General features: G+C 61.4%; 17 protein-coding genes and 1 tRNA gene. 6 read left to right on the forward strand and 12 right to left on the reverse strand.

Annotated elements, in window-relative coordinates:
• Positions 1-2: 2 nt before the first annotated feature.
• Genes OPIT5_02975 through OPIT5_02985 form a run of 3 tightly spaced genes read right to left on the reverse strand, consistent with a single transcriptional unit; the run spans position 3 to position 2504 of the window.
• Positions 3-1364, reverse strand: a complete 1362-nt coding sequence (locus OPIT5_02975) for a glycosyl hydrolase family 2 (protein AHF89383.1) — start codon at positions 1362-1364, stop codon at positions 3-5.
• Positions 1365-1384: 20 nt separating this feature from the next.
• Entirely contained in the window at positions 1385-2200 is an 816-nt protein-coding gene (locus OPIT5_02980; GenBank protein ID AHF89384.1) for a hypothetical protein, read from the reverse strand.
• 49 nt (positions 2201-2249) lie between these two features.
• On the reverse strand, positions 2250-2504 hold the full coding sequence (locus OPIT5_02985; GenBank protein ID AHF94001.1) for a hypothetical protein: 255 nt from the start codon (positions 2502-2504) through the stop codon (positions 2250-2252).
• Positions 2505-2586: 82 nt separating this feature from the next.
• Here OPIT5_02985 and OPIT5_02990 point away from each other — a divergent pair, with 82 nt between their 5' ends.
• Entirely contained in the window at positions 2587-3702 is a 1116-nt protein-coding gene (locus OPIT5_02990; GenBank protein AHF89385.1) for a LacI family transcriptional regulator, read from the forward strand.
• A gap of 44 nt (positions 3703-3746) precedes the next feature.
• Positions 3747-5225, forward strand: coding sequence for a sensor histidine kinase (locus OPIT5_02995; protein ID AHF89386.1), 1479 nt, complete (start codon positions 3747-3749; stop codon positions 5223-5225).
• Positions 5226-5388: 163 nt separating this feature from the next.
• Here OPIT5_02995 and OPIT5_03000 read toward each other — a convergent pair whose 3' ends face one another.
• From OPIT5_03000 to OPIT5_03010, 3 genes are read right to left on the reverse strand one after another with little or no spacing between them, the layout of a single operon-like run.
• Entirely contained in the window at positions 5389-6159 is a 771-nt protein-coding gene (locus OPIT5_03000) for an endonuclease (protein AHF89387.1), read from the reverse strand.
• Between the two features lie 34 nt (positions 6160-6193).
• Positions 6194-6820, reverse strand: coding sequence for a hypothetical protein (locus OPIT5_03005; GenBank protein AHF89388.1), 627 nt, complete (start codon positions 6818-6820; stop codon positions 6194-6196).
• 55 nt (positions 6821-6875) lie between these two features.
• Positions 6876-8222 carry a hypothetical protein gene (locus OPIT5_03010; protein AHF89389.1) on the reverse strand — a complete coding sequence of 449 codons (1347 nt, stop codon included), beginning with the start codon at positions 8220-8222 and terminating at the stop codon, positions 6876-6878.
• A 262-nt stretch (positions 8223-8484) separates the two neighbouring features.
• Between OPIT5_03010 and OPIT5_03015 the strand changes: the two genes are divergently transcribed.
• Together OPIT5_03015 and OPIT5_03020 are read left to right on the forward strand one after the other, a co-directional pair.
• Positions 8485-8613: a 30S ribosomal protein S18 gene (locus OPIT5_03015; GenBank protein AHF89390.1), complete on the forward strand. Its 129-nt coding sequence runs from the start codon at positions 8485-8487 to the stop codon at positions 8611-8613.
• A gap of 85 nt (positions 8614-8698) precedes the next feature.
• Positions 8699-9859, forward strand: a complete 1161-nt coding sequence (locus OPIT5_03020; GenBank protein ID AHF89391.1) for a translation factor Sua5 — start codon at positions 8699-8701, stop codon at positions 9857-9859.
• Between the two features lies 1 nt (position 9860).
• On the opposite strand, the gene OPIT5_03025 is transcribed toward OPIT5_03020, so the two are convergent.
• From OPIT5_03025 to OPIT5_03040, 4 genes are all read right to left on the reverse strand, one after another.
• Entirely contained in the window at positions 9861-12113 is a 2253-nt protein-coding gene (locus tag OPIT5_03025) for a sugar tyrosine-protein kinase (protein ID AHF89392.1), read from the reverse strand.
• Positions 12114-12120: 7 nt separating this feature from the next.
• Complete coding sequence (locus tag OPIT5_03030) at positions 12121-12729, reverse strand: sugar transporter (protein ID AHF89393.1); 609 nt, start codon at positions 12727-12729, stop codon at positions 12121-12123.
• Between the two features lie 95 nt (positions 12730-12824).
• On the reverse strand, positions 12825-13958 hold the full coding sequence (locus OPIT5_03035) for a hypothetical protein (protein AHF89394.1): 1134 nt from the start codon (positions 13956-13958) through the stop codon (positions 12825-12827).
• Positions 13959-14005: 47 nt separating this feature from the next.
• Positions 14006-14674 (reverse strand): hypothetical protein, encoded by a 669-nt coding sequence (locus OPIT5_03040; GenBank protein AHF89395.1) that lies wholly within the window; start codon positions 14672-14674, stop codon positions 14006-14008.
• Between the two features lie 200 nt (positions 14675-14874).
• Between OPIT5_03040 and OPIT5_03045 the strand changes: the two genes are divergently transcribed.
• Entirely contained in the window at positions 14875-16521 is a 1647-nt protein-coding gene (locus tag OPIT5_03045; protein AHF89396.1) for a hypothetical protein, read from the forward strand.
• 215 nt (positions 16522-16736) lie between these two features.
• On the opposite strand, the gene OPIT5_03050 is transcribed toward OPIT5_03045, so the two are convergent.
• Together OPIT5_03050 and OPIT5_03065 are read right to left on the reverse strand one after the other, a co-directional pair.
• On the reverse strand, positions 16737-17639 hold the full coding sequence (locus tag OPIT5_03050; GenBank protein ID AHF89397.1) for an ATPase: 903 nt from the start codon (positions 17637-17639) through the stop codon (positions 16737-16739).
• Between the two features lie 1226 nt (positions 17640-18865).
• A tRNA-Glu gene (locus tag OPIT5_03065) sits at positions 18866-18942 on the reverse strand.
• A 225-nt stretch (positions 18943-19167) separates the two neighbouring features.
• Here OPIT5_03065 and OPIT5_03070 point away from each other — a divergent pair.
• The gene (locus OPIT5_03070; protein ID AHF89398.1) at positions 19168-20406 is read left to right on the forward strand and encodes a pyrophosphate--fructose-6-phosphate 1-phosphotransferase; all 1239 of its coding nucleotides are present in this window, start codon (positions 19168-19170) and stop codon (positions 20404-20406) included.
• The last annotated feature ends 49 nt before the right edge of the window (positions 20407-20455 follow it).

The following is a 20455-nucleotide window of genomic DNA, read 5'->3' on the forward strand; positions in this document are numbered from 1 at the left end:
TTTCAGGGTTTTGATTCCTCGACGAGGAAGGGAATATTCTGCGTCGCTCCGCCGCCGCGTCCGTCACGGACGAAGACGAACAGGCGGTAGGCTCCGGGTTTGTCGGGAGCGCGCACCTTCACGGAAGGCCCCGTCCTCCCGGCGGCGGCACCGCCGACGATGCAGCCGTCGATGGTGGGCGGCACTTTCTCGCGGTTGCCCTCGGCCCACTTCTCGCCGCTCTCGCGGATGACCTTCCATTCGAAGGCAAGTGGATCGTTTTCGGGGTCGCCGGCCTTGACCCCGGCGGCAAATGTCGCTCCCGGAGGCACGGCTTTCATGGCGAGCTCCGATGTCATCGCTTCGATGCGGGGGCTGCGATTGGCCGGCCAGCGGTTTTGGTAAACATACGAAATGTGGTCCACCGCCGGGGTTTTCTCGCCGGTTTCCAGAAACATGCCATACCACGTTCCGGTGATTTCCTGTTTGTATCCCCAGACGAAACACACCGCGCCGAGAAAACGCCCTTTCGGATCGGCGCTCGCTCCACGGTAGCCCCGCGCGTAGTTTGCGGCCTTGGCTTCGCTGCCCGGTTCGACCGGCGCGCCCCATTTTGTCTTCGGCACTTCCCAGTGTCCGCGAGGACCGAACTCGGTAAGGATGAACGGACGAATCCAGCCAGCCGCGTCGAGTCTTCCGGGAAGAGCGGCCGCCCCGCCGTAGGTATTCACGCCAAGGATATCGAGCTCGGGATAATAGTCGTGGATGGCCTTGATTTTCCAGGCGCCCGAGCCGGCGATCACCGTCATCACGGGATGGTGCGGGTCTTCCTCTTTTATGATGCGGGCGAGCACGTCGAGTTCGCGCCAGAATTCGGGATGCACTTCCTTCGTGCGCGGCCCCTCGGCCTCGTTGCCCAGTCCCCAGATGAGGAGCGCCGGATGGTCGCGGAAGGCGCGCACCGTGGCACGGATGGTGTCGCGCTGGCGTTGCAGGTCGGCCGGGTTGGCGTAGCTGAAGCCGGCGCTTTCGCGGTGGAGGTTGAGCCCCCGGATGAAAACCAGTCCCCTGGCATAAGCTTCGTCCATCTGTTTGCGGATCTCGGCGACCGCCGCGGGATCGGAAGGATTGCCCGAACTGTAGGTGCGGAGAGTGTTGGCTCCGCAAGCCACGGCCAGTTCCTGGTCGGTCAGGCGACCCACGCCGAAGACCTGAAACGGTTGGCCGTTGCGCAGGAGCTGCCAGCGGCCATCGCCAGCCTGCCGCAGTTCGACACGGGAAGGCTGCGTCGCCGGTGGCGAGGAAACCGGCTCACCGGCAAGGAGGTTGCCTGCAACCGCCAGAATGGCGGCGAGGAGCAGACGATAAAAGCGCATGGGATACATGGAAAGTGATAGTCCGGTGCTCAGTTTTGGCGACGGAGGCGAATGGCCAGAGCGGCGCACCCGAGCGCGCCGATGCCGGCAAGCGTTGCGACGGCGGCCGGCTCGGGAACGGTCGATGTCACCACTACGTCGTCGATGGCAAAGCGGGCGTTGTTGTTTCCCGAACCGATATAGAACATGCCAAAGGTGTCGAAATTGCCGCTGGCCCTGAGACCGGTGACAGACGCATCGCCGACAGTGGCGGTGACCTCCATGCCCGTGGAGAGCAGCGTCAGGGTAAGGGAGGCATCATACCAGACGTTGGCGGCGAAGGCGTCGGCAGCGGTCGTGCTGGAAGTGGCAGTGATGGCGTTAGCCGATCCGGAGCCCGGGTCGTTGGAGGTGTCACCATCACGGCTGATGCTCAGGCTGTTGCCCCCCGCCGCAACCGTGGAAAAATATCCGTTGTCGGATGTCCCGTCCTGATTCCCTCCCGCGTACTGGAACAGGCCGAAGCGGACGTTGCTGGTTGTCGCCGTGAACATCAGCCTGAACGAGACGGTGATGGTCTCCCCGACCGGAAGCGTGACCGGCGAGGAAAGCAGATGATAGACGCCACGGAAGGCAACGTTGGATGAAACGTGGAGATATGAGTTGACCGTGTTGCCACCCCCGTCCTGTTCCGTCGCGACCGTAACCGTGGCCGGATTGGTGGCCAGATAACTGGTCCACCCCGAGGGGGTGCCGTTTTCGAAATCGGCATCGAGCAGCGTCACCGCCTGTGCGACGGAAATGCAGGCAAAAACGGACAGTCCGGCAAGGAACGGGCGGAGGCGGATACAGAGGTTGGTTTTCATAATGCGGGATTGATCGGGATTCGGTTGTCGGCGGGAGAAAAGAGGGGTGTCAGCGTGCCGGGGTGGCGCTTGTGCGGTTCACCCGTACATCGCGGATGGCAAACCTCGGGTTGTTGTTGCCCGAGCCGGCGTACACGGAGCCGAACCGGGAAATCATTTCGCCGATGATTTCTCCGGAATGCACTGTGCCGTCCGCGAAATCCGTTTTCAGGATTTCGTCCGCAGGCAGCCGCACGCCGGACGCCGCCAGCAGGCAGGCCAGGGAAACAAGGGAGAATATCCGAAAGGGCAATCCGGGGGTCATGGAAAACACGCTACCGGGCGCGGTACGTCCAACAAGATTGACGTTACTCAAACTATCGAGTGAATGGACGCCATCATTCATCATGACCCCGCGGATCACCCTCAAGATGATCGCGAACCGGGCCGGCGTGCATTTCTCGACCGTCTCGCTCGCGCTCAACAACCATCCGAGCATCCCTGCCGCCACGCGCGAGCGATTGCAGGTGCTCGCACGCGAGATGGGCTACCGGCCCGACCCCGTGCTCGCGTCGCTCGTCGCCTACCGCATGCAGCAACAAAAACCGTCCATGCACGGCGTGCTCGCCTGGGTGGACATGTGGCCGGAGGGCCTTGTCGGCGGGCGCCGCCTCTATCCCGCGCTCTGGGCCGGGGCCACGGAGCGGGCGGAAAGCCTCGGCTGGAAACTGGAAGAATTTCGCACCGCTCATTCGGGGCTGTCTCCGGAACGGTTGTCAAGGATGCTGCGCTCGCGCGGCATCGACGGCCTGCTCGTCGCGCCGATGCCGGGCGAAGGCGCCGCCCTCGCTCTGGACTGGCCGGCGTTTTCCGTCATTACGGTGGGCATCACCCTCACCTCGCCGCGCCTGCACCGGGTGATGCCTCATCACGTCCATAACATGCAGATTCTCATGCGCGAACTGCGCGCGCTCGGCTACCGGCGCCCGGCCTTCGTGCTCGACCGGACGATCAACGAACGCACCCAGCACTACTGGCAGGCGGCCTTTCTGGATGCCCAGCGGACGTTGCCGCGAACCCACCGGCTGGAACCGCTCATGCAGTCGTTCGACGCCGCCGGGAAAGCCTCCGTGCTCGCCTGGTGCCGGCGCCATCGACCGGATGTAATCGTCTCCAGCCGCGCTGACGAAACGCTCCGCCTGCTCGAATCAGCGGGTCTGCATGTACCCGGCGACATCGGCGTCGCCAGCGTGGCCTTCCTGACCGAATCCTGGAAACCCGGCCAACGCCCGCCGTCCGCCACCGCCGGCATCGACGAGCGTTTCGACACCATCGGCGCCACCACGGTCGACACCCTCGTCGGCCTCATCCATCGCCACGAACGCGGCGTACCCGCGGAAGCCATGCACATCCTGATCGAGGGACGCTGGTGTCCCGGCCGCACGCTGCGCACGCAAAATCCACCCGCCTCGCCTGCCCGTCTTTCCGGACCTGCCCATCGCACGACACACGCTCGACGCTGAAACCGGGTCCGCGTATTCCCGTTACTCCTGCTCTTCCTTCTCCCGTGACCATCCGCACCCGAATTTTTCTCGTTTACCTGCTCATCATCGGAGGCGGTTACCTGTATCTGGTCCTCTGGATACTCGGCGGCGTCCGGCCGCGCTACCTCGAATCGATGGAGGAATCACTCGTGGATACGGCCAACATCCTCGCTACCATCGTCGAAAACCAGCCCCGCGACGCCGCCGCCGATCCCCTCTCCGGACCCGCCCTCCACCGGCTGCTCGACACGGCCTGGCAACGCACGCCCAATGCCCAGGTCTACACCATTCTCAAAAACGACATCGACCTGCGCATCTACGTCACCGGTGCCGACGGCATCGTCCGCTACGACTCCGACCACGGCCGCGACGAGGGTCAGGACTACTCACGCTGGCTCGACGTTTCCCGCACGCTGCGCGGCGAATACGGCGCCCGCGCCACCCGCGAACATCCCGAAGACGATTATTCGCTGGCCATCCATGTCGCCGCGCCGGTCCGCGATTCCGACGGCACGACCATCGGCGTCCTCTCCGTCAGCAAACCCACACGCAACATCAACGAACTCGTCACCGCCGCCTGCAACCGCGTGTTCCTCGCCGGGCTCGCCGGCGGCGGACTCGTGATTGCCGTCGGCATCGCGTTTTCCGTCTGGATCACCACGCCCGTTCGCCACCTGGCCGCCTACGCCCGTGCCGTCCGCGACGGGCGCCCCGCCAGCCTTCCGAAACGCCTCGCCGGCCGCGAAGTCAGCGACCTGCGCCGCGCGTTTGACGAGATGCGCACCGCGCTCGAAGGCAAACACTACGTCGAACGCTACACGCAGATGCTCGCCCACGAAATCAAGGCGCCGCTCTCCGCCATCCGCGGCGCCGCCGAGCTCCTCGCGGATGACCGCGGCGCGATGCCCGCGGACCAGCGCGCGCGGTTTCTGGAAAACATCCGGCGCGAATCCGCCCGCATCCAGCAGATCGTCGAAAAGCTCCTCCAGCTCGCCGCTCTCGAAGCCCGCGCCAATCTCGCCGCTCCCGCCCCGGTGGACCTGCACGCGCTCGTGCGGGAAGTCGCGTCCGCCGCCGAACCTGCACGACTCTCCAGACGGATCGATCTGGAAATCGTCGGGCCAACGCCAGGATCGTCCGGAGCGACGATCAGCGGTGAAAAATTCCTTCTTGCGCAGGCCATCACCAACCTGCTGCAAAATGCCGTCGAATTCACTCCCGACGGCGGCGCGATCCGTATCATGATTTCAGATACAAACGGGCACGTCGCGATCGTGATCGAGGATACCGGCCCCGGCATTCCGGAGTACGCGCTGCCGCAGGTGTTCGAACGTTTTTATTCCCTCCCCCGCCCTGCCAACGGCGCCAAGAGCACCGGACTCGGGCTCAGTTTCGTACGCGAAGTCGCGCATCTGCATGATGGCGATATCACCTTGGAAAACCTCGCCGGCCCGGACGGCGAGCGCCGCGGTTGCCGGGCGACGTTGCGCCTGGCGAAGTGACGGAGCGGCGGCATTCCTGCCGCTGCGACGAGGCGTGACGCGCCTCGCCCCTTGCCGGTGCAAGCCACAAAATATCCCAAACCGGCGACACTTCGCGTCGTCTGCAGCGGCAGGTACCGAGGCCGAAGGCCGACAGCCCGCCATGCCGCCGCTCCACTCCTTTTCACGCGAACACAAAATCCCCGACGAGCATGTGGTGATCGCTCGCCAGAGTCGGCAGCACCTGGTGAGCCACGCAGCGCAGCGAGTTGTTGTAGAAAATGTGATCGAGAACGTAAGGCTCCCGCCTCCAGGTGATCTCCTTGCTCTGCACGGTGGCAAAACCTTCCCGGCCAAATTCCGTCAGCAACGATTCGTGGCGGCGCACATTAAAATCCCCGCTCAGGAGCATCGGCCCGCGGGCGGCGCGCAGATGCATGGCGATCTGCCGGCGCTGTTCCGGGTGTTCGATGCTGGAGGTGTTGAGCATGAAAAACGCGAGCAGGTGCGTGTTGAGCAGCGACAGCGTGTGGCCGTGGATTTTTGTCGTCGCGCCGATCAGCAGCCGGTCGGTCGGCGTGGTCGGCGTGTGGTTGAACACAAACTCGACCGGCGGCGACGGGATGTCTTCGCGAAAACAATCCTTGAGCTGCGTACGGGAAAAAATCGCCAGACCGATGCCGAACGGCAATTCGCGCTTGTCGGCGCGCGGGTAGGAGAAGCAACTGTCGTAACCGGCCAGGGCGGCGCGCAGCCGGGTGTAGTTGGGCGGTGGCTCGGACTGAACCCCTCCCGGAAGAGCTTGCTCAACCTCCTGCAAATGAATAATATCGGGCTCCAGTCGACGGATCTCACGGATCGTCTGGTCCAGGTCGAACGGCGCATTGTCCGGGTCGGTGTCCCGCCACATCTGCCCGTATTGGATATTGAATTGCAAAAGTCGAAACGATTTCATGAATACAGCAATGCAACTGCAAAAATAAGGGCTTTCAGCGAGTAACGGTGGAGGCCGGAGTTGCTCCGGACACGCCGGGGGGGCGGCCAACGGGCACCACGTTGATGCCCTCGCTGTCTGAATCCGAGCCGTTGCGGAGGAACGCGAAGCGGTTGATCGTCCGGTTCGAGGCCCGTTTCTCGATGATCGGCTCCTGATGTTTCATGAGAGGAGCGGCATTCTTGATACTATCCTGGAAACGGTTGGGCCGATCGGTTGCAAAAAGCTGGTTGGTCTGGATCCGGGCGCGCTGGCCATCGAGGCGGCTGGTCTGCTCGACTGCACGCTCGACGGGTTTCGTATCGAGGGGTGACGTTTTGCGCGGGATAATCTTTTTTTCCCGTGTTTCCGTCACATCGATCGGGGCGCGTTTGTCGCCGACGGCGGCTTCGGTTTTCTCCTTGAGCTGGTCGGGCGTGCGAAAACGGCGGGACTGGAGGTTGTCGGCCTGCTTTTTGTCCTTCACCTCGGGGGTGACTGTCGTGTCAGCGGAACCGGGAGCAAGGCGTTCGTTGGTCTTGGTCGGATCGAACGTGTTCGTCCCCTGGGCATGCGCCGCCACGCTTCCCCCGACGAGGACGGCGACGATGAAAAGGGGCAACACGACTTTCATGCCTCCCATGCCATGGCCGCCGCGGACCGGAGCAAGTCTAATCTCCGGGTAACGCTGCGTATCATTACTCCGGCTCCGCAGTGCCTTCCACGACCTGGCCCCGCGCCTCCGGCACTTCCCGGAAGAAACCGGCGAGGGCGGCCGAGAGGTGTTCGGCGTAGCGGAAATGGGCCCCCATGCCAGTGCGCAATTCGGCTTCGTAGATGAACTTGTCGGCATGCGTGCTGTGTTCGAACGGCGTCTGGGCCCCGAGCAGCAACGAATAGACATACGCCGGCGAACCGCGTTGCAAGAGCTCCCGGGTAAGCGCGGCCTGGTCCTCGAGCAGTGCGCGATGCGGGGCGGGATCGACTTCCGGCGGCAGGTAAAATCCGGCCTGGATCAGCGGCGTGTAGCGGCAGCCGGTGCGATGGCGGTTGAGATCACGCAGCTCGGCGATGGCGAGATTGTTCCAGGCAAAGGTCACGCGCATGCGGCGTGTGGCCGTGCCCTGCGCGCCATAGCGATTGGCGCGGTAGCGGAGTGCCTCGACCACCGGCTGCGCCTCGGCGAGGAACGGCGGCGTGGCGCGGTCGACATGCACCCAGGTCTCGTCTGCCAGCGGCGCGGTCGAGAGGCGGTCGAGGCCGAGGCGCAGCGAGGTCGCCAGTTCCTGCGCAGCCTGGGCCTCGTACGAGGCATCCGCCTGGCTGTGCCGCGTGAGACGGGGGGACTGTTTTTGCAGCTCGGCGCGGAGGAGGTCGGCCGCCGTGCGGGCCTCGGGATGCGGAAGCGAAGCGAGCTGTTTGACGGTCTGGGCCCACATGCGCGAGGTCTGCACCAGGGCAAGATTGGTGCGTGTGGCGAAGGGGATAAAATAGCGGGAACGATCGAGGGCGTAGTTTTTGCGGATGCGTGTGACCACCGCCGGCTTCGCCCCGTCGGGGACGCGCACGCGGTGCGGTTCGGTTTCGCCGAGAGCGTCGAGCCGGGCATACTCGGCCTGATACGCGGCAAAGGCCCGCCCCATGACCTCGCTCCAGCGAGAAACCAGATCGGCCGGAATCCCGATTACCGCGGGATCGGGCAGGCTGGAGGGAGCCAGCGTGATATACCGGGTGGACGACTCCTGCCCATCCGCCATCTGGGCGATCTCGAACAGTTTCCAGGCAAGCCACATCGATACATCGTCAAGCGCGATGGCGATGCCGCCGGTCAGCCCTCCGATCGAGGCATGCCCGTAATCCACAAATTTCAGAATGCGATCGATCGAGGCATCCGGATTGGCCAGATCGACCCTGGAAAGGATGGTATCCAGCCCCTCGTTCGAACGGGAATAGCGGGCCAGCACCGAGGCAAGCAGCTCGGGAGTGACCTTGGGCAGGTCGGCGGCAGAAGGCGGCGGAACGAGAGCGAGGCCAGTGATGCGCATGGATTGGCTCCGATGCCCGCAAAAAGCCGGACCGGGCGCAAGCGCACAAGACCGGCAATGCGCGTCTTCCGGGCCGGCACAGGAATCAACCGGCAGCCTGCTCTCCGTTTTGATCCGGATGCGTTGTGCAGAGGGCTGCGTTGTGCGGTTGACAATGGCCGGGAAATGCGTGTTTGGTTCTCCTCTTTTTCAAATGAGCACCACTGAAGAACAGACCCAACGCAGCCTCACTCCGCCGGAGTTTCCTTTCACCGCTCCGCAGATGATGAGCCGTTATGTGACCGACACGGGCAAGATCCTGCCCCGTAAATACACCGGTCTCTCGGCCAAGCACCAGCGCGCCGTCACCCGGACCCTGAAGCGTTCGCGCAATCTGCTGCTCGCCCAGTAAAAGCCGCCGGAGGCGCCAAGAGATCAGGTTTTCAGAGGCCGGAGGTTTTCCCTCCGGCTTTTTTCTTGCCCTCTGTTTTCCTGCCATGGGGAAAAAAAATCCATCAACGTTCATCCGGCCGATTCGCAACCGCAGCACGGGAGCCCGGAATAAATCCGCCGGGATTGCCCCCCCCCCTCCTGCACACACCCGCATTTACCGGCCGACGGAAACGAATCTGAAAAACCTGGCGGGTGTCCTCGCCCGTGGCGGCCTCGTGGCGGTTCCTTCCGAAACGGTTTACGGCCTGGCCGCCGATGCGCTCGACAGCCAGGCCTGCGAAGCCATTTTCAAAGCCAAGGGCCGTCCCCACAACGATCCCCTGATCGTGCATATCGCCAGCCTGCGTCAGCTCCACCAGGTCGCCGAGCCATCGAGCGCAGCCCTGGCGTTGGCCAAGGCATTCTGGCCGGGCCCCCTGACGCTGGTGCTGCCGAAGCGCCCGGCCGTACCGGATATTGTTACCGCGGGCTTGCCCAGCGTCGCTGTCCGCATGCCTGCCCACCCCGTCTTTCGGAAGCTGATCCGGCTGAGCGGTCGCCCGCTGGCCGCTCCCAGTGCCAATCCTTTCGGCTACATCAGCCCCACGACCGCGCAACACGTCAAACAGGGGCTGAACGGACGCATCGCGCATATCATCGACGGCGGCACCTGCGAGGTCGGTGTCGAATCCACGATCATCGATTTGCGGAATCCGGATCGCCCGACTCTTCTCCGGGCCGGTGGCCTGCCGGCCGAGCATATCAGCCGTATATTGAATCGAAAAATCCGGAGCGCAGCAATCCGGTCGCCTCAGCCTGAACCCGGTACAGACACACGGAACCACGCAGCAAAAATTCCCCTGACAGAGGCCACTGCCGCCCAATCTGCGCCCGGCATGCTCGCCCGTCACTATAGCCCTCGCACCCCCATCCGCCTCTATCGCCGGATCACGTCGGCTATTCTGGACACGCTGCCGGAAAACGAAGCCGTGCTTTTCCTGCGTCGGCCGTCGGTTGCAACACGCACGCCCGACTCCGGCAGCAAAAATGTTTTCTGGTGCAGTGAAAGCGGTGATCTGGAAGAAATCGCCCGGCAACTTTTCAACCGGCTTCGCTCACTCGACAACGGTCGCTGGCGATGCATTCATGTCGACTTGCCCCGACAAAAAAAAGGGCTCGCGCCGGCAATCATTGATCGCCTGACGCGAGCCGCGGCAAAACACTGATTCAGGAGCGGGAGGTCGGCATTTCCGGGACCTTGTCGTCCGCCTCTGCGGTATCCTCGCCCTCTTCGGACTCGGTCATGACATAATAATCCTTGTAGGATTTGTCGTAGTATTGGGCATAATAATAACCCGCTACAGCCAGATTCAGTCCGTTAAGGACGGCACCATAAACCGGTACATTGGATTCGAGGAGCTTGCGGGCTGCATGCTGCGCGGCTTTGCGTCGCACCTTGTTGAAGAAGATGGTAAAGATCGATCCGCTGACGAGAGGCAGGATAATCAGGGCATCGCTTACCGCAGCCAGCGGAGGCGTATCGATAAAGATACGGTCATAGCGCTTGCGCAGCTCCGCAATCATGATCTCGAAATTTTTGCTATTGAGGATTTGCGTCGGATTTTTGGCGCGCCCTCCCGTAGCAATGACATCCAGATTGGGATGCACATCCCGCATCACCACATCATCGATCGTCGCCGAACCTGCACAAACATCGATTACGCCCTTCAGATTCTCGCGGCGGAATGACTTGTGGATATTCGGCTTGCGCAAGTCGCAGTCCACCACCACCACCCGGTCTCCGTGCGCGGCAAAGGTGAGGGCCAGATTCGTGGTTGTGAACGACTTGCCTTCGCCGGGCACGGTGCTCGTCGTGAGGAAAGTCTGGGCATTTTTACTGTCATTACGCAGACGCAAACTGGAATGCAAAGTGAGAAATGCCTCCGCCACCTGGCGGTCCGCATTGTTCAGGGCAACCTGGGCCTTGTCAGCCTGGTCCATCTTTTTGATCTGGGGAATCACACCCAGCAGTGGCAGACCAACGACGGACTCGATATCGAACGAACTTTTGACACGATCATCGATAAACGCGACGACGAAGGCAAACGCCAGGCCGAAGCCGATACCGAGAATAAAGCCACCGGCCAGATTCAACACGATGCGCGGCTCGACATATTCGTCTTCTCGCGCTGGCACAGCACGGGAAATAGGCCGGATCTGGACATTTTGCCCTTCGATGGTGGAGGTGAGATCGATTTCACGGATACGTCCGATTGTCCGGTCGAGGATCTCGCGGTTGATCAGGAAGTCTTGCTCCAGCATCTGATAATCGACCCCGATCTTGTCCATATTGAGGGAATCCCGCTCGATCTGGGCCAAAGCTCCACGCGCTTCCTTGTCTGCATTAAAAGCCGTCTGATACTCCGATTTGGTCAACTCTGCAGCAATCTTGAGCGCTTTCTGAAGCTCAAGCTGAGCCTGAGTGAGGGCGTTATTGGCCTCGATCATCCTGGGATGTTTTTCCTTATAGCGTTCCCGCAACTGTTTGACCGTGATTGTTTGCATCGCGACCTGCGACGCAAGCTGAGCGACCAGCTGATTGTTGGCAATAAAAGGCAGTTCAAGCAGATCACCGTTGGCCTTGATGCGATCCTCCACTTGTTGCCAACGTACGGTCGCCTCGCTGAGACGAGCTCCGGACTGCGTCACCAGGGAACCTTGCTCCATCAGCTTGCGCGTCTGGATGTCTTTGGTCTTGTCCAAAGATCCCATATTATACTTTTCCCGATAGGCCTGCATCTGTCGGTTGAGATCCTCGACCTTCTTCTTTTGTGATTCGGCCCGAAGTTTGAGATCTTCCAGAATGCCGAATGTCTCATCGACACGTTGACGGGTATTGAACTGGACAAATTCCTCAAGGAACAGGTTGGCAACCTTTGCTGCAATCAGACGGTCCGGATGCCTGTATTCAATCGCAACCAGCAAGCTCATCCGGAACGGGATGATACTGCGGTTCTGACCCAAGACCTCCAAGGGGGTAAGCGGATCGCCGAAGCGGCCTTTTTCATAAGGCTGCATAAAACGCCTGAGTTCATCGCCAGTGATACGCTCCGAGACCTTCTGGATGATGGTCGGACTTTCGAAAATCTTGACCATCGTATTCATGTCCTCGGTTGAGAGAACATTATTATCGATCGGATTCTGCGTTGGCAGCGTAACCGCAGTGCGTCGCATGATCTGAACAGTGGCCGAAGCGCTGAAAATCTTCGTCTGGCTGAAAGTGTACACAAGAGCCGACGAGAAGATAACGAGAAATACGACGACGATATACCAGATACGCTCTCTCAGAATCAGCAGATAATCCGAAAGCGTGCGCTGACCGGAGGCTTCATTGCCGTAACCCGGATATTCGTTATAGCCACCATAACCGTATTCAGCCCGACCATCGGACGGGTTGGGTTGTTTCGCTTGAGAGTCCATGCGCAGATTAAAGAATTTTTTCTCTTACAAAAATAACATCGTTGGGTCGCAATACCCAAGCATTGCTGGAACTGTTGGTTGTTATAAGCTTGCTGACATCAATGACGTAATTGCGGCTCTGGCCATTATCATCGGTCCGCGTCAAGGTGACGTTTTTGGGATTGCCCAAGCGACTGAATCCTCCCGCTCTGGCAATGGCCTCGACCAAGGTAAGTGATTTTTCCTGGGGAAACGGAACCGGGCCTGGCTGATTGACCGATCCGATGACATTCACCACTCGCTCGGCATAACGGAGGATGATGATCGTTATCTGCGGATTTTGCAGGTAGTCTTTCTCGTAAAGAACGCGAATTTCCTTTTCGATTTCGCGTACTGTCTTGTCCCGAACATTGACATCGCCGATCAGAGGCAACGAGACCGTGTAATTCCGGCTGACGCTCACCTCGCGGGTCAAATCATCTTCCTGAAAGACCTTGACCTGGATGAGGTCGGAAGGAATCAGCACATAATCCTTGATACTTTCCGGAGGCGGAGGAGTCGATTCCTCCTGGGCTTTTCCGGAAACCGCTGCCATCACCAGAGCGATGAGTGTTACTATTTTAAGAATATTGCACATGGCTTTCAGAGAGAAAAAAAACGGAAGAAGATAAAAAATCCTCCTCCGTTTCGAAGACAAATCAGTGGATATTAACCCGCTTTAAGGAAGCGATATCAGTAACGGAAGGACAAGGTGAGAGAAACGACATTCGCCTTGAAATCGTAGACATTGATATTGGAATCATTCCACTGATAATTGTAAGCGGCAGTCAGGTTGAAATATTGATTGATTACATAATTACCATAGATGGCAAAGATATAAAAATCATCCGAACGAGAGGTCCTCGAATAATCGATTGAATCATAGGAAACCGAGGCACCTGTCATCAACTCGGTAGTGAGCTGGGTCTGGCCACCCAATGCGACGTGAAACACTTCAGTGCCAGCACCATTGGAAGCTGTGCCGAAATCATTATCGAGATCCAGTGTAAAGCTGGTCTTGGGTGAATAAGCATAAGTCAGGCCAACCGCAGCACCGAGGGCCGAAGTGTCATCAAGATTGCTGGCATCGTAGGTACGAAGATTATAACCGACCGAAGCACGACCCGAAAGCTTGGGAGTGAAATCACCACGGGCACCAACGTTGAAGTAGTAATTATCCGTATTGGACCCTGAATCTACATCGCTGTGGCGGTAACGGACACCAACACTCAAGTCGACCTTTTCGGTAACTCCATAATAATAATTAACCGGGACCGAATAATCAGTTGAATCACTGTAACCGTTTGTCTTGTAGTGAGTATCCGAATACCCTGCTCCGAGTGAGAATTTGCTTTTCTCTGTCAGGAGGTATTCGGCATTGCCAGCCGCCGTCGTTACATTGCGGCGGACGAGGCGGTTGGGATTGAGCGGGTCCAGTGTATCACGGGAATTCTGGTAAATTTCCCGATAACCGGCAGAGACGTTAATTTTCCAGCGAATCCCGTCATAGCTGGTGATAAAACTGGCCGTGGTCAGGTCGGAGTCGACATCATCGGTATCGAAATACTCCGTCCACGTATGAGCAGCATTGAGAGTACCCTTCCAGAGAGAATTTTTGCCAAAAACCAACTCCAGCCCTGGAGCAACGATGAATGAGAAATCATCCTCTTTGTTACTATCAGTCAGGAAGATGTTATCTTCGTAGCGAAAACCCGCCTTGGCAGTGACAAAAAGCTCGGCGTTATCTCCAATGGAGAGAAACGGGGCAGCTGCAAGTGAGGTGGTAAGAACGACGGGGATGGCTGCTAATTTGTAAAGTTGATTCATAGCTGGGAGAACGTGTAGGTCGCAGATGATCGGCAGTCAAGTCCTCTTCACAGAGCAGGACTTACCGGTACGGTCGCACTCGGATTGGGTTGAGGAATAAGACCGTCCAGACTCCCAAAAACGCGTCCCGGTGAACCCGGACTGGTTCCTTGGCTCTCTCCCTGCAAATTAGCAGCAATATCGGCGATTTCCGGAGAATTTGCCGCTTGCGTGACCTGGGCAACGGTCAACGAACCATCGGAGGCGGTGCTGATAGCCTGGGCAACTGCGCTGATGCTGAGGCCCTTTCCACCGGCGATAAGAGCAACGGCACCGGCGACATCTGCGCGAACGCTCGGCTGGGCATTACCCACTTGAGTGGCAATGTTGACGAAAGCCGAAATGTCGGCAGTGGGAGGAAGAGTTGAAGCAACCGCGGCTGCGATCGACGCGGCCTGAGAGGGAGGCACTGCGGCGGCGGCGGCGGCGGCAATGGCAGCGGCACTGGCCGGATTGGCCCTGGCAACAGCGGCGGCGATGGCGGCAGCGTTGTCGGGATTGCTGGCGAAGACAGCCTGCAAGGCAGCGGTATCACCGGCTGCGAGAGCCGCCGAGGCAGCAGCGACTGCGTCGGCAATCGTGGCATCCGCAGTCACAGAAGTGGTATCGGCCTGGGAAAAACCCGCAACCGGCGTGAACGCCAGCGCGGCAACAAACATTATCGTCCGTGCTTTCATGTGGTAGTTTTCTTTGTTACTTACTTTAATCCTGAATGGTGGTTCTGACCTGCAAGTTCGAGACAAATGCAATCAATCTGCTGGCGCAAGGCATATTTTGCCTTTTCCATCACTCTTCTTTTAACTGACACCGTCCGTATCCGGCAGATAAGGACCACTTGCAACCATAACCCAGCCTTCGCTTTCCATCGATAACCGGCATGAAGACCCGCTCCTCCTCCTCGTCAGGCTCACGGCCGCGCTCCTGGGCGCCCTTCCGGCTCACTCTCACCGGCGGGACCCGGCATCTGCGCATTATCTGGAAAAACCTGCTGGTGCTGCTCGCCGTCCTCCTTGTCGGCGGCTGGTTCGCTCTCGCAGGCGGCCTCTATTTTTTCGTCAAGTACCGGCAAGGTTTCCCCGAGGTCCGTTACCGCCAGATGCTTTTCATCTTCATGCCGTCCCAGCGCAAGGCCTACGAGGTCGGCCGGGGGAACTACATGGTGGAAAAAGCCAAAGAGTATATCCGCGAAGGCGAATGGGGGAAGGCCCTGCCGAGCCTCCGCATCGGCGTCGCCAAGGCTCCCGGCAACCGTGAAGGCCGGTTGCTCCTCGCCCAGTTCTATCTCGCCGCCCGCCGCCCCGAGCTGGCTCGCGACCTCCTGGTCGAAGGCCTCCCGGAAAAGGTGACCGACGCCGACACCGATTACCTCAAGACGCTCTTCACCTTCCTTTTCCAGCAACAGCAGGACGATGCCGTTGTCGCGCTCACCGGGCGCCTGCTGCGCGGCCAGACGGAGCCGACCCCGCTCAATCGCCTCATCGCCCTGGCCCACGCCACCGCCGCGTATTATCGTGGTAACTACGACGAGGCCGAGGACATCCTCACTACCTTCGAACTCTCCCGCATGCGCGACGGCATTCTCCTCAATGCCCGCATCGCCTGGGAACGCGGCCAGCGCGACCAGGCCCTCGCCATTCTCCGCGAACTCTCCCGCCAGATCCCCACGGATGAAGAGGTTTACGGCCAGCTTGTCACTTACCTGCGCGACGCCAGCCAGGAATCCGAACTGCGTCAGACCAGCCTGCTGCGGCAACTCGCCTATCCCGACCGCCCCCGGCCCCGCATCGATCTGCTCTACGTCTACGACAAGGAAAAGGACAAGACGCGCGTCCAGACGACCATCGACGACATTTTCCGCGACTTTCCCGAAAACACCGAAACCCTGCTCGCCCTCGCCGATTTTGCCGCCAACACCGGCCGTCCCGAACTCGCCAGGCGCGTCCTCGATCACTGCAGGGCCCGCAATCTCAACTGGGAGGGCGCCGCCCTCATGACGGTCGAGGCCTACGTCGTTGCGAAAGAATACCGGCAAGCTCTCGCCACCGTCCAGAAGCTCCTTGCCGACAATCCGGAGTGGAGCACCCGCTACGCCTCCGTTTTCAACGGTCTTCAGGCCATCGCCAATTATGGCATCGGGGAAACCGGCCCGGCCTACGCCTTCCTCAAGAACTTTCTCAACCAGTCCAGTGTCCGCGCCGAAAATCTCGTCGCCGTCTCCAACCGGCTGGTGACCGTCGGCGCGAAATCCGAAGCCCGCGAAGTCCTCGTCCACGCCGTGCAGAGCGATCCGCTCAACCAGGCCGCGCTCTCCGGCCTCGTCAAGCTCGACATCGAGCTCGGCCAGACCGGCGAACTCGCTGGCAGCATCCGGAAACTCCTCAAGATGCGCAAACCGCCTGTGGCCGTCCTCCAGTCCGCCTACGACACCCTGGGCGGCGACCGTTTCCTCTTCGCCCCCGATCAGGCCGCCATCCTCGACGAAATCGCGACCTACCTCAAAAACGCCGACCGCCAGAAAAGCTGACTCTCTGGTATTACGCAGGCCCGGAAAGTGGCGCGGGCGTCCCGCCCGCTTCCGGCGTGGCACGGGCATCCTGCCCGTGGACGGCGCGCAGCGCCGCCGGTTTGTTTCCGTACGTGGCGGAGAGGCAACGCACACGGGCAAGATGCCCGTGCCACGTTGCGGAGCGGCGACGATTGCGGGCGAGACGCCCGCACCACACGGTCGCACCGCGTATTTCAGCGTCCGCCTGCGCCCAGCCTGCCCAGCAACAACCGCACGCCTTCGATCGGTGGCCCGGCCACGGCGCGCAGCGTGAACGGAGACTGCACGCGCAACGCTTCCATCGCCACCGGGTGCGTGAGCACCGGGCCGCTCACGCCACAGACCAGCGCTCCCCGCTCCTCGCCCGGAAACACCCGGTCCGCCACCGTCACCGCCAGCGTCAGCAGCTCACCGCACGATTCCGTCACCAGCCAGCGCGCCGTGTCATCCCCTTCGGTGGCGAGGCGCAGCAGCACCGGCGCCAGCGTCGCGATCTGCCGGTTCGGCTCCGCATGTTGATAAAAATAACGCTTGATCGCCGGTTCCTCCATCAGGTGGGTGAAATCCCGCACGCATTGCGACAATCGCGTCGGCACCATCCAGCCCTGCAACTCCAGCAACGCCCGCGACAGCATCCGCCGGCCCAGATCGTAGCCGCTCCCCGCATCGCCGAGCCGCCAGCCCAGCCCGCCGCCGTAGTGCACCTCGCCATCCCGCCCCCGCGCGGCCACGAACGAGCCCGTGCCGCCATGCAATACCAGGCCGGGCCCGCCCTGCGTCGCCAGTTCCAGCACCGGACGCGAGTCGTCGCACGTTTCCACGCGCCCCAGTCCGTCCAGCCCGGTGGCCACTTCGCGCCAGAATGCAGGCGCGCCCGCCATGCAGAGCAAGGTGTGCTGCACCGGCTGGTCGGCGCCCGGACCATCTGCCTGCGCGAGCAAGGCGTCGATCGCCTCGTCGAGAATCGCGCGCGCCTGGTCCGGGCCCACCACGTTCGGATTGCAACCTGCCGCCACATGACGCGCCACGATCTCGCCCGCATCATCCACCAGGATGAGTTCCGTCTTGGTGCCACCGCCATCGATACCGATTTTCATGCGTTGCCGCCTGGTTTGAGGATTGATGCCTGTGCTGTTGCCGCCGGGTCCGCGTAACCTTCGAGACCCAGCCCATGCCGGATTGACGTCACGATTTCCGGTACGGTTGCCGCCTCCGTTTCCACCGCCAGCGCTTCACCCCGCGCCGGCGATTCGAGCGTCGCGAGCTGGCTTTCCAGCATCACGGCCCTCATGAAATGCCGTCCCCCGGCCGCCCGTGTCTCCAGACGCGTGTGCAAGGTCGCCGGTGTCGCCTTCAGCCAGACAAACGCCACCGCGCCTCGCGGCCCCGCCGCCGCCAGCGTGTCCCGGTAGCTCCGCCGCAAGGCCGAACAGGCCAGCACCGCGTGCTTCCCGGAATCAACGATTCCGGCGCCGGCGCGGTCCGCCGGCGTCGCCGGCCCAGCCATCTCCGTCAGCCTCGTCCGCAGTGCCGCCAGCCAGGGCTCCCGGTCCGCATCCGTGAGCGGTTGCCCGGATGCCATTTTTTTCACGTTGGCCTCGGGATGGAAATCATCGGCGTCCAGAAAACTCCAGCCACCCGCCGCGCCCGTCGCCGCCGACAGGGCCGACGCCAGGGCGCGACCGACCGTCGTCTTGCCGCTGCCCGCCACGCCCATCACGACGATCACCCGGATCGCGCCCGGCCGGTCCAGCGCCCGCGAGACCGCAGGGTCGCGCCCCTCGTCAAAATCCAGATAATCGAACATCGTCTCGATCGGCCGGTCCTCCAGTCCCGACTCGCGCGCGCGCTGCCGGACCATATCCGCAGCCTCGTCGCGCCAGCCGCGTTTCGACAGGAAGGCGTTCCAGATTTCGCATTCCTCGTCGCTGCGCTTCGCGCCGCGCTCGTGGCACCACGCCAGCAGCGCCTCGTCGTCGCGTTCCTCCAGAGCCCGGGCGCGCAGATCCGCATAAGCCACGCCGAGAAAGCGGCAGCAGCGCGCGTCGAACAGGCCCGGCCGCGCATCGCCGAGATTATCCAGATAATCCGCCGGCAGGCGACCGGCGACGTGCAGACGGATCTTGTCGATCATGCGGGCGAAATAAACCAGCCGGCCGACTTTGTGAAAGGGGCTGCGAAGTCCGGGGACGATAGGCATACGCCGGAAACCGGTAACCGATCCGGCTCTCCACAGCTATCCGAATTCGCAGAAAAATCGACCTCCCCCTCCCCTGAAAAACAAACAAGCCCGCAACTCGTGAAAATTGCGGGCTTTGCAAAGTGGCGTCCCCACGGGGATTCGAACCCCGGTTCTCACCGTGAAAGGGTGGTGTCCTGACCGGGCTAGACGATAGGGACGCGGAAAATCAATGACTGGCCAAAAGAACGAAAAGAGCCGGGCAACCTAGGTCCCGTCACCCTTCGTGCAAGACAAACTTTTCCAAAAAACAAATATTATCCCCTCCCCCCTCGGGGCCCTGCCCGCCCGCCCTTCGGCCGAAAACATTCACCGACTCGTGCTGAGCAAGGACTGCGCAGTCTCCGCGCTCGACGCATCGGCCCCGTTTTGCGATTTCCTCACGTATGGCAACCTCCACCCGTCCCAAGAAAGTCGCGCTCCTCACCGCCGGCGGCCTCGCGCCCTGCCTCAGCTCCGCCGTCGGCGGACTTGTCGAGCGCTACACCGAAATCGCGCCCGATATCGAGATCATCGCCTACCGCGGCGGCTACAAAGGCCTCCTCCTCGGCGACAGCTACAAGATCGGTCCCGCCGAACGCGCCAACGCCGCCATCCTCCACCGCCACGGCGGCAGCCCCATCGGCAACAGCCGCGTCAAACTCACCAACGTCAAGGACTGTGTGAAACGCGGCCTCGTCAAGGAAGGCCAGGATCCGCAAAAGGTCGCCGCCGACCAGCTCATCAAGGACGGCGTCGATATCCTTCACACCATTGGCGGCGATGACACCAACACCGCGGCCGCCGACCTCGCCGCCTTCCTCGCCCGAAACAACTACGGCCTCATCGTCATCGGCCTGCCCAAAACCATCGACAACGACGTCTATCCCATCCGCCAGTCCCTCGGCGCCTGGACCGCCGCCGAACAGGGCGCGCGCTACTTCCGCAATGTCGTCGCCGAGCACAACGCCAACCCGCGCATGCTCATCATCCACGAGGTCATGGGCCGCAACTGCGGCTGGCTCACCGCCGCCACCGCCGCCGGATACCGCAAGCTGCTCGACCGCGAGGAATTCGTTCCCGGCCTCGGCCTCTCGCGCGCCAACCTCGAGGTCCACGCCGTGTTTATTCCGGAAATGGCCGTCGATATCGCCTCCGAGGCCGCCCGCCTCCGGAAGGTCATGGATGAAACGGACAACGTAAATATCTTCATCTCCGAAGGCGCCGGCGTGGAGTCGATCATCGCCGAAATGCAGGCCAAGGGCCAGGAGGTGCCGCGCGATGCGTTCGGCCACGTGAAGCTCGACGCCATCAATCCGGGCAAATGGTTCGGCGACCAGTTCGCCAAAATGCTCGGCGCCGAAAAAACCCTCGTGCAGAAGAGCGGTTATTTCGCGCGCGCCGCCGCCGCCAACATCGACGACCTGCGCCTCATCAAGAGCTGCACCGACCTCGCCGTCGAATGCGCCCTGCGCCGCGAGAGCGGCGTCATCGGTCACGACGAGGACCAGGGCGGCGTGCTCCGCGCGATCGAGTTCCCCCGCATCAAGGGCGGCAAGCCATTCGACACCGGCGCCCCCTGGTTCGGCGCGCTCCTCCAGGAGATCGGCCAGCCGCAAGGCGCGAAGATCGAAGTGAAACACTGACGTTACACGGATCGACCGCAGGGGCGTCGCTTGCCGACGCCCGCGAATA

The organism is Opitutaceae bacterium TAV5 (genome assembly GCA_000242935.3).
Lineage (GTDB): Bacteria > Verrucomicrobiota > Verrucomicrobiia > Opitutales > Opitutaceae > Geminisphaera.